Source organism: Chryseobacterium sediminis (genome assembly GCF_008386505.1).
Lineage (GTDB): Bacteria > Bacteroidota > Bacteroidia > Flavobacteriales > Weeksellaceae > Chryseobacterium > Chryseobacterium sediminis.
On record NZ_VUNZ01000001.1, the window covers coordinates 1,471,200 to 1,487,577 of the forward strand.

Sequence of the window (16,378 nt, forward strand, 5' to 3'; positions counted from 1 at the left end):
TTATGTATAAATATTTTTCATTTATTTACAGGTATTAGTTTGTTTTATAAAAATAACAAAAATATTCTTTCAACAAACTTTTTTCACTTAATATTGATTATTTTTTTCTGCCTAAAATTTTAATTTACAGTACCTTCTCATTTAATTCACATTTACAGCATACGTTTTTCAACACATTATAATGCGCTGTCTCTCAAAATTTCATGTTTAAAATCATTAGTTTGAATCCAGATAATTTTTCAGGTCTGAAATATTTTTAATTTTAAGTTCATTTGCCTGTTTCTTTCGCATCATCAAGGCATAAGCATTATTAAAACCAAGTGGTTTCAGCCATTCGATTCCGTATTGTTTCCGGAATTCCAGATTGACATAATCAAATGTTTTTTCCGGACTCTTAGAGACTTCTTCTATCTTTTTTGCCGAAGGTTTCAGCAAAACCAGCAGACCGGTTCCCGTATATTCGGGATAAAAATCAATTGCGTCATTCATCAGAGCATCAAAGCAGATTTTCGTTCCGCCAAGCCCTGTTTTCGTTTCCACTTTATAATCGGTATAGCCTTCAATGAGCATCTTATAAATTTCGGCAAGAATATATTGCTCACCAAAAATTTTTGACCCGATTTTTATGGTTTGGGAATTTCCTTTACGCGGATCTTTATATAAATTGGTTTTTATTAAAAAATCTTTAGCAATTTTCTCAGGAGTCTGCTTGAGATACTCTGCTTTATAATTCAGATCTGTCATGATTGAATCATTGAATTTCCCTGCTAAAAGATTCAGTGTTTTATCTAATTCAGGAAACTTTTCCAGTGTTTTTGTCTTGATCACCGGAGCTGCAAAATACGGAGGAAAAATCTTCTTGTCATCTTCCAGAACATACAGATCAAAAGCCTTGATTCTCCCGTCTGTTGAATATCCGCTGATGAGGTCCAGGTCTTTTTCGTAGGCTGCTTTGTACATAATAGCATCACTTACAACCAGAGGATGCGCATCAATCCCGTATACAGAACGAAGTCCCAGATCTCCGTCCTGCCTCCCCATAAATTCAGGGGTAAAGCCTGCTTTAAGTTTATGATCTGAAACAGAAGTCAAAAGGTAAATGATCCCAATAATCGCCAATACAGCCGGAACAATATATTTTAATTTCTTTACAGAGTGATAGCTTAATTTCTGCAAAACCGCGATGGTCTGATCTAAAAAAACCGCCAGCAACGCTGCCGGAATAGCGCCGGCCAGAATCATATTGGTATTATTGAGGGAAATTCCGCCAAAAATAAATTCGCCCAAACCTCCTGCCGCCACAAATGAAGCTAATGTTGCCACCCCAACATTAATAACCGCCGCCGTTCTGATACCCGCAATAATGACAGGCATCGCCAAAGGAAGCTGAACTTTGAAAAGCATTTGATTTCTATTCATTCCCATTGCTTTTGCGGCTTCAGTGACCGCCGGATCTACTTCCATTATTCCGGTGTAGGTATTTCTGATAATGGGTAAAAGCGCATAGATCAGCAATGCAACAATGGCCGGAGTTGCCCCAATCCCGAAAACAGGTATCATAAAACCGAGCAATGCAATGCTGGGAATGGTCTGCAAAATTCCGGCAATTCCCAAAACAGAACCTGATAATTTCTTTTTTCGGGCAATTAAAATCCCTAAGGGCACACCAATAATGATCGCCAGAAACAGAGACAAAAAAGTGAGTCCCAGATGCTGTACAACCTGAGTGAGCAGTTTTTCGTGCTGCTCTGCGATAAACTGCCAAAAACTCTGCTCACTCATACAGTCTGAAGTTTTCGGTATTCATTAAAAGCTTTAACCAGATTTTCGTAATCTTTAGAAAGCAAAATATCTGCACTCAATTGTTGCAACGCATCCCATACACTTGTATTGCCTGAAAACTGAAGTTCTTCATAGAAACGACCGCCTTCAATCAGAGAGGCCATATCTTTCAGTCTGGCCACTTTGTATTCCAGTAAAAGCCGGTTTTTAGCAAAGAAATTTTTAACAAAATCATTTTTCGGCTGATAGAGCATTTCTTTTGGAGTTCCCGTCTGAATAATTTTCCCCTGATCCATCAAGCAGATTTTATGACCTAAATCGAATGCTTCCTGAACATCGTGAGTTACCAGAATAATGGTTTTATTTTTAAGCTCTTCCAGTGATTTAAATTCTGCATGAATATCAGCTTTGGTAATATTATCCAACGCACCGAAAGGTTCATCCATCAACAGAACAGGCGAATCGGCAATCAAAGCACGGGCAATTCCCACTCTTTGCTGCTGACCGCCGCTTAATTCATTGGGAAACTGTGTAAGCACCTCTTGCGAAAGATGAAGCTTATGCAATAGTTCAAGAGTTCTTCCAGTTGTCTTTTTTTTGTTCCACTTCAGCAAATCAGGAATGACGGCAATATTCTGCTGAATGGTGTAATGGGGAAACAATCCGGAATGCTGCATGACAAAACCAATTCCCATTCGTACCTCTTCCACTTTTTGGGACTGAATATTTTTACCGTCAATCAAAATATTCCCGGAATCTACTTCAATAAGGCGGTTTATCATTTTCAGCATAGTGGTCTTTCCACAGCCGCTTGTTCCCAGAAGAACTAAAATTTCCTTGTCATTGGCCTGAAAAGAAATAGTATCTACTACTTTTTTTCCGTTAAAACTTTTTGAAACCGATTCCACTGTAATCATAGGCAAAATTATTGTGCAAGTCTGATTCCGGTAAACTGCCACTGCAAATGAGTCTGGAAAAAGTTCCGGTAGGTATTTCTGCTGTGTCCGTTCGGAGTCGCTATTGAAGCACCACGAAGCACCATTTGATTCACCATAAATTTACCATTATATTCTCCCACTGCTCCTGCTTCTTTTTTATATCCCGGGTACGGAAGATAAGCAGAATTGGTCCACTCCCAGCGTTTTCCCCAGTCAAAATATTCTGATGCAGCTTCCCATTCAGCTTCAGTGGGCAGGCGTTTTCCCTTCCATGAAGCAAAAGCAGAAGCTTCAAAAAAACTGATATGACAGACGGCTTCCTCCAAGTCGACTTCCTGTAAGCCGTTTAAAGTATAATTCATCCATTTCCCATCAATAAAATGCCAGTATAAAGGTGATTTTGCATTATTTTGCTTCACCCAATCCCAACCTTCAGCGTGCCAGTGCCGAAAATCTTCATAACCTCCGGCTTCAATAAATTCTAAGTACTCTTTATTGGTCACTAACTGAGTACAAATTTTAAAATCATTCAGATATACTTTGTGTCTCCCTAGTTCATTATCAAAACAAAAACCTTCACCATTAAAACCAATTTCATAAATTCCTTCTGAAAAACTTATCATTTCTGAGTTTCCGATACTTTCCTTTTTTGAAATATTTTCCTTTTTGTAGGCAGGAAATAAAGGATTGTGTCCTAAAATATATTTAATATCTGTCAGTAACAGTTCCTGATGCTGCTGTTCGTGGTTTAAGCCTAATTCCAGCAAAGATTCCAGCGATTCTGTGAGATATCCTTTCTGTAGAAATTCATCCATCTTCTGATCTACATATTCACGGTATTTAAAAACATCTGAAACAGAGGGACGGCTCAGATTCCCCCTGTCAGTACGGATCACACGCGCTCCGATGGTTTCATAATAACTGTTGAAGACAAAATTGTACTGAGGATCAAAAACTCTATATCCCGGAAAATTGGGCTGTAAAATAAAGGTTTCAAAAAACCAGGTTGTATGGCCTAAATGCCATTTCGGAGGACTCACATCCACGATAGGCTGAACCACGTAGTCTTCAATTTCCAAAGGACTGCAAATCTCAACGGAATGATTCCGGATTGCAGAGTATTTTTTTATCCAGTTTTTATGAGGATTTGCTTGTACAAGTAATGCATCTTTTTTCATAAAAATCATTTTAAATTATACCATCCAGATAGAATCTACAAACCAGTTTTTGGTATCTTTAATCTCAACAAGGATATGAAACCCCGAGTCTCCCGCCAGTTTTTTAATATCCTGTTCCGAAAATTTCTGAGAAATCTCCATATCAATCCACTCATCTTTTTTAAAGTAAAACAACTGTTTTCCCACATGAACTTCCTGATCACAAAGGCTTACCAGAAAACTTCTGCAGGCCCCCGAAACAGGATCATAATTTTGATAGTGCTGAAAATTTTCCACCTTGAAATCAGCGTTCAGCTCCCGGTTGATTCTTGTAAGAAGATTAAGGTTAAATGAAGCGGTAATACCCTCTGGATCGTTGTAAGCAGCGAGAATGGTATTCGGATTTTTTTTGAGATCAAACCCTATGAGAAACAAATCTCCGGCATTCAGTTTTCTTTTCACTTCATTGCAGAAATGTATGGCTTCCTCACTTTCCATGTTACCGATATTTCCACCTAGGAAAAGGACTACTTTTTTTCTTTTTGAAATACCGGTGGCTTTATCAAGCATATCAAAATACTCTCCTTCTAACGGTAAGATTTCCAGTTCAGGCAGTTTTTTCTTCAGGTTTTCCTGCAAAACAGAAAGAATATTTCCTGAGATATCAATAGGCATATAGGTGAAATTTGTTCCTTTCTCTACTAGGTTTTTGAGAAGGTAAGATGATTTCATTGCATCACCTGCTCCTAATTCTATCAGGTCAAAAGATTCATTGATATTGGAAATCGCTTTTGCAAGTTCCTCTGTTTTATTCTGAAATATGTCCAGTTCACAATTGGTAAGATAATATTCAGGCATGGCCATAATCTGCTGGAAAAGGCGATCACCTGTTTTGTCGTAAAAATATTTTGAAGGTAATTTTTTCGGATGAGCGGACAAGCCTTTTAAAATGTCTGAACCGAAATTATCGGCACCATCATTTTTAAAATGACAATCCTGTTTTAACTGTACATTCATAGTTTATATTTTGGTTTGGTTTTTTATTGAGTACAACTATCTTGCCGACACCGGAAATCCTTCCCTGTATCTATAAGCGTCTTCAATTCATCTAATTAAAGATAGGTTTTATTTACGATTTTAATGTACCACATCTTATTTTTATTAATTAGATACTGAACGGCATTGGGTATTGCACCCTGATAAAACTGCTTTATGATCGTCATTTTTTCAAAAAAGATCATCATAAATTTTGTGGTTAAAAAGCCAACTCATCAAAACATGAAAGAAATACACCTGAAATTCAATCAATATCAGTTTCCGAAGTCTTTAAATGATTACTTTAGCATAGAATTAAAATGCGCTGAGATTTTTATGAAAAATATATTCTGTGTTTTGCTTATTTCAATGGTAACCCCCGTACTGGCACAAACCAAATTAGAAAAAGCAATTACCAATCTTGAGAATAATTACGAACAGGAGAAAGTATACTTACTTACCGACAAGTCACAATATGCCGCTGGTGACAAAATCTGGTTCAAAAGCTTTGTATTTGACGGATATAACCGTTCTGCATTATCCACTACTCTATTTGTAGAATTGTACAATTCTGATAAAAAATTAATAGACTGGAAAACCGTTCTTCTTACCAATGGTGAAGGCAGCGGAGATTTTCAGCTGAAAGAAGATCTTCCTGAACAGGTGTATTTTGTGAGAGCCTATACGCCTTACATGACCAATTTTAATGAAGATTTCCAGATTGTTAAAACACTTCCCGTCTACAACCCAAACTCCACAGAATCATTAGTAATTTCTAAAAGTTCTGACTGGTCTGCAAAAGTATTTCCGGAAGGCGGAACTTTTATTAACGGAATGCCTACCAAATTTGCAGTAAGATTATCTGCCAATTCTTTACCGGAAAACTGGACGGGAAAAATAATTGATGTACAAAATCCAAAAACTCCCCTCACTACATTTAAATCTTTTGACAAAAATGTAGCTTCTTTTACAATAACTCCTGCATCAGGAAAAAAATACCAGGCTGTTATCCAGGATAATGCAGGAAAAAGCCAGACAATAGATCTACCACAAGCTGCAGACAGCGGTCTGAATGTAGAAATTCACAGCTCTAAGGAAGGAATTAAATATAGCTTAAAAGGTGTTAACCTGAAACAACAGCTTCAGGGGTATAAAATTATCGGGCTTATCAATAACCATCTTGCTTACAGAGCAAACATTAACCATTTAACCAATGAAGCTTCAAGTCTTATTCCTACAAAAATCAGCAATGGAGCCAACGGAGTTTTACAATTGGCAGTTTTTGATGAGCAGGACAATCTTGTAGCCCAAAGACTTTGCTTTATAAAACCCGGCGATTTAAAGGTTGAAAAAGCAGAAATCATAGCGCAAAGCTTAAAACAAACTCCAAGATCATTCAACAGCATTGATCTTTCTCCGGAGTCTTATTTTAAAAATTATACTGTTGTGGTAAGTGAAGATGACGGCTCCCAAACTCCTGACGAAGAAAATATTCTGAGCGCACTTTGGTTAACGGGTGATTTTACCTCAAAAATTGACAGTCCGGCACAATATTTTTCTAAAAATGCCAATACTGAAGCTTTGGACGCACTTCTTATTTCTGAAAACTGGAAAAGATTTGACTGGAATTCTGTACTCAGCGGAACTGCACCCACCATTAAAACCCAATCTCAGCAATACCTGTCTTACAGGGTAAAACCTATTAAAAACAATGCCCTGCTGATCAACTCTGATGTAAATTTAGTATTGCAGCTAGGAAAAAATCAACCGGCATTTAATCAATTTAAAACAGATCAAAACGGATATGTCTATTTAAACAATCTTAATAATGATGAACCGGTGAATGTTTCTTTATTTGTAAATTCAGATAACAAAGAATCAGGCAATGATAATTTATTCCTTACTGTAGAGCCCCTGATCAATCCTTCAGAATTTAAAGGCAATTTCCCGGGTACAAAGTATACATTGGTAAAAGCTGCTAAAAACAAAACCCTTCCTCCGGCAATTTCAAGAGCCATTAATACTCAGAAAAATTATAAAAAAATAGAAGGAAATGATATCCAGATTCAGGAAGTAGCATTGGTAGGGAAAAAGAAAGACCCAAAAGAAGAATTAGATAAACAACTGTCCACCGGAATGTTCAGCTCTGTAAATTCTACGGTATTCGATTTTGTGAATGAAGATCAGCATGCCGCAGGATATACCAATATATTAGACTGGCTGCAGGGAAAAGCTGCCGGCTTAACGTTTCAAAGAAATAATTCCGGAATAAATGTACCTTACATCCGCGGTCAGCAGGCTAAACTGTATTTAGATGAGGTCCTTACTGATCCTACCATGATTTCAAGCATGCCTGTCAATAATATTGCAATGGTAAAAATTATTAAAGGCTCAGGATTAATAGGTGATGCCGTAGCCATCTACACCATGAAAGGCAATATGAAATCTAAAACCAAAGTAAAAGAGGAACCAAAGAACAACTCAGCCATCATCAAAGGATATGACAAACCTTCTGAGTTTCTTGTTGAAATGATAGATGAAGATGCTCCGGCAAAAATTGAAAATGACACCCGCGAAACCCTTTATTGGAACCCGAATTTATTCGACAGCGATTATGTTCCGCCGAGAATTAAATTCTTCAATAACGACAGTGCAAAACAATATAAAGTACTGATCATAAGTTTTGATGAAGATGACCATCTTCTTTTTGATCAGCAGATTCTAAAATAGCAAAAAAGCCTTTCAATGATCTTGAAAGGCTTTTTTAGTTTTGAAGCAGGAAGCGGGAGGCAGGAAATTATAATGGATATAAAATAACCGTTTGCCTTTTTTAAAGAATGATAAGATCTGACGAGCAATTGTCATTGGCTACGCCGAATCTTCGATTTCTGACGAAGGAAGAATCTATTTAAATATATAAGATTCTTCACTACATTTCATTTCGTTCAGAATGACAGCATTGAAATCAGAAGTTTCGCACCAACCATCTATCACTGCACCTTAAAATACCTTCCTTCTTCCAACCTCCCGCTCCCAACCTATCTTTCTAAAACGCAAAGATTAAGTTCAAACCTTTTTTATCTTTAAGGGAGCCAAGATTGCGACAAAGTCGCGGATGAAGCTATATGGCTATGTGTCCGCTTAGAAAAATCAATGAAATTGATTACTGCTTTGCTCCCTTGTAATAAGATTTGATAGTAGTAAACCTTTGCGTTAAATCCTTAGCCCAGCACTGTCATTGGCTATGCCGAATCTTCGATTTCTGACGAAGGAAGAATCTCTTTAAGTTCTATAAGATTCTTCACTACATTCCATTTCATTCAGAATGACAGCATTGAAATTCAGATATTTCCACACCATCCCCGTCACTACGGACTCAAACTACCTTCCTTCTTCCAGCCTCCCGCTCCTTTCCAGTATAAGATGCCCCGCATCAAGCATTTTTATCAGATGAAGGTACGGAATGACAATATTTCTCTCCGGCAGATTATCATACATACCCAGTGAGAAATAGACAATTCCGGACATAAAATAATCAAACTCTTTGATGCTGTATTCTTTGAAGGCTTTTTTAAAAACCAACAGTGGGTTTTGGTATTCTTTCTCCGACAACAAGCCAAGAACCCATGGAGAAGGATTGTCCACCGGAGGATCTGCAACCCATTTCTTTCCCTCCAGATGGATGAGGTAGCACGCACGTACAAACGACCGCACCGCCTGATGAAACTGAAAGACTACCGACGGATCTTCATTGATCCAGCTATTTCGCTTTACGGCGTAGTTCACAATGCTGTTTAACTTCTCTTTAGAGGATGCCAGATCATTGAACTGGAAAAAGGTCTCCATCAGCTGTAATCCGGAGCGCTTCTTACCGCCTTTCCAAAGCTGAGGTTCAAAATGTGTGCTTGTCTTTTTCATGTTTGTATTTTTTTATAAATGTAATAAAAAATCACAAACATTCGGATTTAAGTCCGAGATTTTTATAAGAATAAGTAATTTATTTGTTTCTATGACAGAAGCAAATAGAAAGATTGTTGAATTTATAAGGGATGAATGGGTTATCCCTTTGAACAATAACAGCAAATTTGCAGTAGATCATAATATCGATGAAAAGACTGTCCGAAGAATAAAAGACGATGAAAATTATCAAATCGCTCTTCTTACAATCATGCGAATTTGCCATGCTAAAAACTTAACGCTGGCTAGCTTTTTTAAAATGGTTGGAATATAGATTACGAAAATAATATAATGAATAAATCCTAACGAGAGTTGGGATTTATTTTTTGTAAAAACTTTACAAACTTTTATTGAATTTTAATAAAATTCAGTAAAAACACTGAATTTTAATTAAAATCAATATTATATTTTTAACACCTAATATTTTATAAATACTAGATTATTATTTGCTAAAAAGGGACTAACAATATGACTGATACGGATTCCCGTAAAAAAATAAATAATTTCTATTATACATTTGTTCTCCACCAATAAGTAGATTATAAATTTAAACGTTAAAAACTGTATACTATGTCAGACAAAAAAATTATTTTTATTGCATTTGCAATTGAAGATGAGACACAAAGAGATTTTTTCAAAGGACAATCGCTTCATCCTAGAGCTCCTTTTGAATTTATTGATATGTCAGTAAAACAAGCATATGATAATGATTGGAAGGAAAAAGTTAGAACAAGAATAAGACGGTCTCACGGCATCATAGTTCTTGTTAGTAAAAATTCATTAAAATCTACCGGGCAAAAATGGGAGATTGATTGCGCCAAAGAAGAAGGTAAAAAAATTATGGGTATTTGGGCGTATACAGACGATAGAACTATTATTCCAGATATAGTTACCAAAGAATGGTCAGATAACAACATTAATAATTTTATTGATAGTCTTTAAATATTTCATTGATTTATGAAAAAAGCATTAGTTATTGGTATAAATAATTATCCAACCGCTCCTCTTAGAGGAGCGGTGAACGATGCAAAAGTTATATCAAAATTATTGAAAATTAATGGAAATGATAGCACTAATTTTGAAGTACTAAGCGCTTATGACATTCCAACGAGATCACAATTACTAAATCAAATCGTTGATTTTTTCAATGTTAGTTGTGACATGGCGTTACTTTATTTTGCAGGCCACGGTTATGTAAATGAATTAGGAGGTTTTATAGTAACCCCTGATCATAAAAAATATGATGAAGGAATTGCTATGCATGATATTTTAAATCTTGCAAATGGGGCCAATATCAGAAATAAAATTATTATTCTCGATTGTTGTAAATCTGGACATTTTGGAAATTCAACAGTAAATGGAAGTGTGATGGAAATAAAAACAGGTACTACAATCCTTACAGCCTCTCGAGAAGATGAACCAGCAAAAGAAATTAATGGTCATGGAGTTTTTACAAACTTAGTCATTGAAGGACTTAAAGGAGGTGCTGCTGATATAAGAGGTCATATTTCTCCTGGAGGACTGTACGCATACATAGACCAAGCTTTGGGAGCTCATGAGCAAAGACCTGTTTTCAAAACAAATGTTACTGAATTTGTAGAATTGAGAAATGTTGTCCCTCAAGTTCCGTTAAAAATTCTTCGTAGGCTAACAAAATATTTTGATTCTCCATCAGAGAATTTCAAATTAGATCCTTCTTTTGAGGACACTAATACGCATGACATTCCACACAATGTAATTGAACCACATGCCGATAAGAAAAATGTTTCCATCTTTAAAGATCTCCAAAAATTAGAAAGCGTTGGACTAATTGTTCCAGTTGATGAGGAACATATGTATTATGCAGCAATGCGATCTAAAGCTTGTAGACTAACATCTTTAGGACACCATTACTGGAGATTAGTTAATGAAGGTAGAATTTAATCATGGAAGGTTACAAAGAAAATTTTCTGGGAGATAGTTTTGTAGTTGGAATACCTAATTATGAAGAGTACACAGATGATATTGCTTTGAATAATCAAACATCAAAACATCTATTAGATTATATATATTATAGTGTAATCCAAAGTAAAAGTAGAAGAGTTCCTATTATTAGCGCAAGCAATATTTATAGAACAAAATTTGAAAAAGCAGATAGAATAGGAAATTTTAAGCAAGATGATAGGATTAAAACTGAGGAACAATTAACGTCAAATGATTACACAAAATTAAATACTCTTAAAACTGCAAGTATTGAAAAAGGACATATGACTAAAAGAGAAGATGTGCAATGGGATATTAATGGTGATATTCCTAATGCTCAAAAGGCTGCCCAAAGTACCTTCTTTTACCCAAATGCAGTTCCACAACATGATTCTTTAAATAATGGACCTTGGAAACATTTAGAAAATGCTGTTATTATAAAAGGTAGAGTACCAGAGCCAGTAAAGGTTTCAGTCTTTACCGGTCCTGTTTTAGATAAATCAGATCCAGAGTTTAAAGCAATGCTTCATGATGGCTCAGTATTTAAAATTCCAGTTTTATTTTGGAAAGTAATCTATTATTTAAAAGAAGATGGTAAACTTTACAGAGCAGGATTTTTAATGGGTCAAATTAATCCTTTAAGAAAGGATAATCTAATTAATGAAATTGGAATTAGAGACTTTGATATAATTGAAAAAAAATCATCATTGAAACCCTTCCTTGATTTTAAAGAAGATGAAAACTATCAAGTTTCAGTATTATTAATAGAAGAGCTAACTAAACTAAAATTTCAAGATGCTATAGACAGACATCAAGATAAAAAACCTACAATTTTGACACTTCAAGAAGTCCAAATTCGAAATTTTGATGAAAGTATAGTTAACCAAGAATCTAATTATGAAATTTCCGGGTTAATAGTTTAATATATAAATATGAAAAGTACTAAAAACGTTTTTATTTCTCATCCTACACCTCATAATAAGTATCAAGAAGTTTTTTTGTCTCATATAAGAAGCGAGCTAGAGAAGCATGAATTACATCCTATTAATCTAGGAATAAATAATTGGAGTTTTAAAAGTCCTTTACAACCTATTAAAGATTTAATAGATAATTGTGTTGCAGCGATAATCATAGGGCTAGAAAGACATCATTGTTATATTGGCTATGAAAAAGAATTTACAAAACACTCCAAGGAAACAACTCATAAATATACTTCTTCTCCTTGGGTTCAAATTGAAGCAGGAATGGCATATCAAGCAGGACTTCCATTACTAATTTTAAAGGAAAATATAATATATAGTGAAGGAATTTTTGATCCACAAGTTAGTGATTCTTTTGTTTTTGATTTTGAATTAAGAAAAATGCAAAAACAACTATCTCCTGAAATAAAAGAAATAATTCTAAGTTGGACAAAACATATTAATTAATTTATATTATGCCATTATTTACTAGTGATTATTTAAGAAGGCAATCAAGTGAAACATTAATTACCGAAAGTAAACGACTTTTTTCTTCTCAAGATAAATCAAATTTAAAGTTTGATATTTTTTTATCACATAGCTATTTAGATAGAAATGAAGTTTTTGGTTTATATAGAGAATTATCTTCTATGGGATATTTAGTATATGTTGACTGGATTGTTGATTCTGATTTAGATAGAAGTAATGTTACGAAGGCTTCTGCTGAATTAATCAGAAATAGAATGAAAAATTCGAAAAGTTTATTATTAGCTATTTCAACCAATGCTGCTATTTCGAAATGGATGCCTTGGGAACTGGGATATGTTGATGGTAATACTAATAGATGCGCAATAATTCCTGTTGCACAAAATAATGTTAATTATAATACATTTGAAAGAGTAGAATATTTAAAATTATACCCATATTTAGATAGAGCAACAATGATGGGTAGTCAAGATCAAAAAATTTGGGTCAATGAGGATACAAATACTTATGTTCTGTTAGAGCAATGGATAAGTGGTACAAATCCTTATAAAAGATAATTATATTAATATATTCTTAGAACTATTTTACAAATCCCTAACTACCACACGAAAGGATTCGTGTGGTTTTATTATTATAATTATTCAACCGTTCTACCAACAACATAATCTAAAAGTCCTATCTATTGTACTGTTCTATCTTTTTCAAACCAAAGCCCGCCCTATATCAATATTGAAGAGAGTTACCTATATTTGACACTTAACGAAAATTGTAGAATACCCCAACACTTACCATATGAAAACAAAACTTAGCTATCTGTTCATTCTGTTATATGCTCTTGTAAGTGGTCAGGAAAAATCTATCATTAATGACCTGAAGTTTTCTAACTATTTCGGACATCCAAAAACCATCACAGAGATCATCACTTATTCACCGGAGAACATCTATAAAAATATTTCCTATTATGACAAAGAGGGATTTCTGACAAAAATAGAATATTACAATGCTATCGGAAGCGGATCTTCACATGAAAGGTCTATCAATAAAATCATTACCTATAATTCAAAGGACAAAGCCAAACGCCATTTTGAAGCCTTTAATCCTGGAAATAAGAAGATAGAAACTACAGGCTATTTTGAAAAAGTTTCGGATTCTCTGTACAAAAGAGTTTCAAATGGTTCTGTTCACAATATATCCCTTAGCAAGTTGTTTTATTTCGACAAAAATAACCGTCTTATAAAAACAGAAGAAACCGGAAATTTCTTTGAAACCCCAGTTAACAGTACTATTTTCTACACCTACATCAATGAAATGAGAAGTGAAACACTTCTCGAAGATGCCATTAAGCAAAAAAAATCTAAGCTCATTTATAAAAATGTAAAACTTGATTCTCAAGCCAACTCCATTTATGAAGAATTAGTAGATGATCAGGGAGCAATACAACAAAAAATAGAAAGAGTATTTGAATATTATTAACCAGACTGGTTCAGCGCTTTCATAAACCTCCTACACCCTAAAAATTAATCAATAACACTTACTCAAGTGTCTGGAACCAATTACAGAAATAGCTTCAGCTGGTTCTCTAGTCATTACAGGTTCTTCCAAACAGCCTCTACGCACTTGAGAAACTGTCTGCAGACACTTAGATAAATATGTGTTGACAGTTATAAAAGTGTGTCTTAGAACATATAAACCGCCTTCCGACAGTTATCAAAGTGGCTATAACCACTTATCATACCCCCTCGAGGGACTTCCGAACGGACTCTACCCACTTGAGCAAGTGGCTCTACCCTGTTAAGTAAGGGTATCTCCCCCCTTGGGTAAGGGGGTGTAGGGGGTTGTACAAGGGGGTAAAGGGTGTTACATAAGGGGCTCGAGACCGTTATCAAAGAAGGTCCAGACCGTTGTTTTAGTGGCTCGAGGGACTTCTGAAGGGGGTAAAGATTATAAAACCACAAACATCCGTGAAAATCTGTGAGATCTGCGGTTAAATAAAACCACAAAAGTCACAAAAGCTTTAAACACTTAAATAAGCTTTAGAGATTATCATTACACAAAATAAGGACACATAAGTTTTTTTAAAAATCTTTGATTTTTTTTAAGTGTAGAATATTAATAACAACATCTGTGAAAATCTGTGAGATCTGCGGTTAAAATAAAACCACAAAAGTCACAAAAGCTTTAAACACTTAAGTAAGCTTTAGAGATTATCATTACACAAAATAAGAACACATAAGTTTTTTAAAAATCTTTGATTTTTGCTTAAGTGTACTTTTCATGTCTTTTATTTCAAATTTTCTTAAGTGACTAAAGTGTTAAAATAAACTAAAAAATTCTTAAATATTTAAGTAAGCTTTAGAGATTATCATTACACAAAATAAGGACACATAAGTTTTTAAAATCTTCGATTTTTGCTTAAGTGTACTTTTTCATGTCTTTTATTTCAAATTTTCTTAAGTGACTAAAGTGTTAAAATAAACTACAAAATTCTTAAACATTTAAGCAAGCTTCAGAGGATATTCTTGCGCAGAATAAGGACACGTAAGTTTTTAATCTCAGATTTTTCTCAGATTTAAAGATTAGGCTACTGTGTGGAAAACTTAAATAATTTTTATATTTGAAGATCAACCAATACACCAATCAAAATGAAAAATAGCACCTATGAAATAGAACTCAGGCCGACTGTAGTGGCTGATCTGGATACTCTTTTTGAATTTCAGCTTGATCATGAAGGAAGGCATTTGGCAGCATTTACTTCAAAAGATTCTACGGATAAAGAAGCTTATCTGGCAAAATACACCAGATTACTGGCTGATCCTACCATCAACAATCAGACGATTATCGCCGGTAATGTAATCGCCGGAAGTATCGCCAAGTTTATCATGGAAGGTGATGCAGAAATTACCTATTGGATAGATAAGCCTTTCTGGGGAAAAGGCGTTGCCACCACAGCACTGAAAGATTTTCTTACCCTTGAAACCACAAGACCTATTTTCGGACGTGTAGCCTTTGACAATTTTGGCTCACAAAAAGTTCTGGAACACTGTGGATTTGTCAAAATCGGTACAGATAAAGGTTTTGCCCATGAGAGACAAACCGAGATCGAGGAATATATTTATATACTTGAGTATTAATGCAGCCCCTATACCGCAAAGATTAATTGAAAGACTTCCTGAATTCTAAAGGAGAAAGCTTGGTCTTGGTTTTAAATAAATTACTGAACGACTGGGAATGCTCAAACCCCAGTGCATAGGCCACTTCACTCACAGACAGGCTGGTGGTGGAAAGCATTTCTTTGGCCTGACTGATCAGTTTATCATGAATATGCTGCTGGGTACTCTGCCCCGTTAAGGAACGCAGCATATCGCTTAAATAACTGGGTGAAAGATGGAGGTTTTCTGCAAAATAACTTACCGTAGGAATTCCTTTATTGAGAGACATTTCATCTTTAAAATACCCATCCAGCAAATCTTCAAATTTCTGCAGAAGGGTGCTGCTGGTTGCTTTACGGGTGATAAACTGGCGTTTATAAAAACGGTTGGCATAGTTAAGGAGCAGTTCTATCTGAGAGATTATCACATCATGGCTGAAGTCATCAATACGGCTGTTGAGTTCAGATTCAATAAAATTAAAGATAGAAAGTACCGTATTTTTCTCTTCTTCAGAAAGGTGCAGGGTTTCTTTTGTGGAATAGGAAAAAAAACCATATTGCCTGATTTTTCTGGCGATGGGATATCCTAAAAAGAAATCAGGATGAATAAGCAGAGAATATTGTGAGCAGACCGTATCACTGTTTCCGTTCCCTCCTATCACCTGGCCGGGTGCTGCAAAGAGCAGTCCGCCTTCATTAAAATCATAATAGCCCTGTCCGTATTCTATTCTGCCGTCCAGTTTGGGTTTATAGGATATTTTATAGAAACTCAATACATGTTTTTGGGACAATTTATCAGTAGCAACCAGATTATGTGCCCCATTCATTAAGCTAATGAGAGGGTGCTTGGGCGTTGGCAGTCCGAAAAACCGGCTGGCCTCTGATAACGATTCAAATTTGAACGGAGTTTGATCTGTCTTTTTCATAAATGGTATTTTAAAGGTACGAAAAACC

The 16,378-nt window shown here is 35.2% G+C and carries 15 protein-coding genes; 9 read left to right on the forward strand and 6 right to left on the reverse strand.

The window, feature by feature from the left end; genetic code table 11:
- Positions 1–216: 216 nt before the first annotated feature.
- The 4 genes from FW780_RS06760 to egtD are packed head-to-tail and all read right to left on the reverse strand — an operon-like array spanning position 217 to position 4,894.
- Complete coding sequence (locus FW780_RS06760) at positions 217–1,782, reverse strand: ABC transporter permease/substrate-binding protein (RefSeq protein WP_149832793.1); 1,566 nt, start codon at positions 1,780–1,782, stop codon at positions 217–219.
- Complete coding sequence (locus tag FW780_RS06765) at positions 1,779–2,699, reverse strand: ATP-binding cassette domain-containing protein (RefSeq protein ID WP_149832794.1); 921 nt, start codon at positions 2,697–2,699, stop codon at positions 1,779–1,781. Before FW780_RS06765 ends, FW780_RS06760 begins: the two co-directional genes overlap by 4 nt.
- Before the next feature lie 8 nt (positions 2,700–2,707).
- Positions 2,708–3,898: an ergothioneine biosynthesis protein EgtB gene (gene egtB / locus FW780_RS06770; RefSeq protein WP_206669028.1), complete on the reverse strand. Its 1,191-nt coding sequence runs from the start codon at positions 3,896–3,898 to the stop codon at positions 2,708–2,710.
- A 15-nt stretch (positions 3,899–3,913) separates the two neighbouring features.
- Entirely contained in the window at positions 3,914–4,894 is a 981-nt protein-coding gene (gene egtD / locus FW780_RS06775; RefSeq protein ID WP_149832796.1) for an L-histidine N(alpha)-methyltransferase, read from the reverse strand.
- Between the two features lie 261 nt (positions 4,895–5,155).
- Between egtD and FW780_RS06780 the strand changes: the two genes are divergently transcribed.
- Positions 5,156–7,642: a hypothetical protein gene (locus tag FW780_RS06780; protein WP_241676865.1), complete on the forward strand. Its 2,487-nt coding sequence runs from the start codon at positions 5,156–5,158 to the stop codon at positions 7,640–7,642.
- 651 nt (positions 7,643–8,293) lie between these two features.
- Here FW780_RS06780 and FW780_RS06785 read toward each other — a convergent pair.
- Positions 8,294–8,830, reverse strand: coding sequence for a hypothetical protein (locus FW780_RS06785; protein WP_149832797.1), 537 nt, complete (start codon positions 8,828–8,830; stop codon positions 8,294–8,296).
- A 91-nt stretch (positions 8,831–8,921) separates the two neighbouring features.
- Between FW780_RS06785 and FW780_RS06790 the strand changes: the two genes are divergently transcribed.
- From FW780_RS06790 to FW780_RS06825, 8 genes are all read left to right on the forward strand, one after another.
- Positions 8,922–9,143: a hypothetical protein gene (locus tag FW780_RS06790; protein WP_047421839.1), complete on the forward strand. Its 222-nt coding sequence runs from the start codon at positions 8,922–8,924 to the stop codon at positions 9,141–9,143.
- A 296-nt stretch (positions 9,144–9,439) separates the two neighbouring features.
- Positions 9,440–9,811, forward strand: coding sequence for a TIR domain-containing protein (locus tag FW780_RS06795; protein WP_149832798.1), 372 nt, complete (start codon positions 9,440–9,442; stop codon positions 9,809–9,811).
- Positions 9,812–9,826: 15 nt separating this feature from the next.
- Positions 9,827–10,792 (forward strand): caspase family protein, encoded by a 966-nt coding sequence (locus tag FW780_RS06800; protein ID WP_149832799.1) that lies wholly within the window; start codon positions 9,827–9,829, stop codon positions 10,790–10,792.
- 2 nt (positions 10,793–10,794) lie between these two features.
- Positions 10,795–11,754, forward strand: coding sequence for a DNA/RNA non-specific endonuclease (locus FW780_RS06805; protein ID WP_149832800.1), 960 nt, complete (start codon positions 10,795–10,797; stop codon positions 11,752–11,754).
- A gap of 9 nt (positions 11,755–11,763) precedes the next feature.
- Entirely contained in the window at positions 11,764–12,258 is a 495-nt protein-coding gene (locus FW780_RS06810) for a hypothetical protein (protein ID WP_149832801.1), read from the forward strand.
- An 8-nt stretch (positions 12,259–12,266) separates the two neighbouring features.
- Positions 12,267–12,833 (forward strand): TIR domain-containing protein, encoded by a 567-nt coding sequence (locus tag FW780_RS06815; RefSeq protein WP_149832802.1) that lies wholly within the window; start codon positions 12,267–12,269, stop codon positions 12,831–12,833.
- A 235-nt stretch (positions 12,834–13,068) separates the two neighbouring features.
- The gene (locus tag FW780_RS06820; protein ID WP_149832803.1) at positions 13,069–13,749 is read left to right on the forward strand and encodes a hypothetical protein; all 681 of its coding nucleotides are present in this window, start codon (positions 13,069–13,071) and stop codon (positions 13,747–13,749) included.
- Between the two features lie 1,169 nt (positions 13,750–14,918).
- Positions 14,919–15,407, forward strand: a complete 489-nt coding sequence (locus tag FW780_RS06825; protein WP_149832804.1) for a GNAT family N-acetyltransferase — start codon at positions 14,919–14,921, stop codon at positions 15,405–15,407.
- A gap of 22 nt (positions 15,408–15,429) precedes the next feature.
- On the opposite strand, the gene FW780_RS06830 is transcribed toward FW780_RS06825, so the two are convergent.
- Positions 15,430–16,350, reverse strand: coding sequence for a helix-turn-helix domain-containing protein (locus FW780_RS06830; RefSeq protein ID WP_149832805.1), 921 nt, complete (start codon positions 16,348–16,350; stop codon positions 15,430–15,432).
- Positions 16,351–16,378 lie beyond the last annotated feature (28 nt).

Coding starts and splice junctions, on each gene's coding strand:
- FW780_RS06760 (WP_149832793.1), bottom strand. CDS start 1,782: ATGAGTGAGCAGAGTTTTTGGCAGTTTATCGCAGAGCAGCACGAAAAA.
- FW780_RS06765 (WP_149832794.1), bottom strand. CDS start 2,699: ATGATTACAGTGGAATCGGTTTCAAAAAGTTTTAACGGAAAAAAAGTA.
- egtB (WP_206669028.1), bottom strand. CDS start 3,898: ATGAAAAAAGATGCATTACTTGTACAAGCAAATCCTCATAAAAACTGG.
- egtD (WP_149832796.1), bottom strand. CDS start 4,894: ATGAATGTACAGTTAAAACAGGATTGTCATTTTAAAAATGATGGTGCC.
- FW780_RS06780 (WP_241676865.1), top strand. CDS start 5,156: ATGAAAGAAATACACCTGAAATTCAATCAATATCAGTTTCCGAAGTCT.
- FW780_RS06785 (WP_149832797.1), bottom strand. CDS start 8,830: ATGAAAAAGACAAGCACACATTTTGAACCTCAGCTTTGGAAAGGCGGT.
- FW780_RS06790 (WP_047421839.1), top strand. CDS start 8,922: ATGACAGAAGCAAATAGAAAGATTGTTGAATTTATAAGGGATGAATGG.
- FW780_RS06795 (WP_149832798.1), top strand. CDS start 9,440: ATGTCAGACAAAAAAATTATTTTTATTGCATTTGCAATTGAAGATGAG.
- FW780_RS06800 (WP_149832799.1), top strand. CDS start 9,827: ATGAAAAAAGCATTAGTTATTGGTATAAATAATTATCCAACCGCTCCT.
- FW780_RS06805 (WP_149832800.1), top strand. CDS start 10,795: ATGGAAGGTTACAAAGAAAATTTTCTGGGAGATAGTTTTGTAGTTGGA.
- FW780_RS06810 (WP_149832801.1), top strand. CDS start 11,764: ATGAAAAGTACTAAAAACGTTTTTATTTCTCATCCTACACCTCATAAT.
- FW780_RS06815 (WP_149832802.1), top strand. CDS start 12,267: ATGCCATTATTTACTAGTGATTATTTAAGAAGGCAATCAAGTGAAACA.
- FW780_RS06820 (WP_149832803.1), top strand. CDS start 13,069: ATGAAAACAAAACTTAGCTATCTGTTCATTCTGTTATATGCTCTTGTA.
- FW780_RS06825 (WP_149832804.1), top strand. CDS start 14,919: ATGAAAAATAGCACCTATGAAATAGAACTCAGGCCGACTGTAGTGGCT.
- FW780_RS06830 (WP_149832805.1), bottom strand. CDS start 16,350: ATGAAAAAGACAGATCAAACTCCGTTCAAATTTGAATCGTTATCAGAG.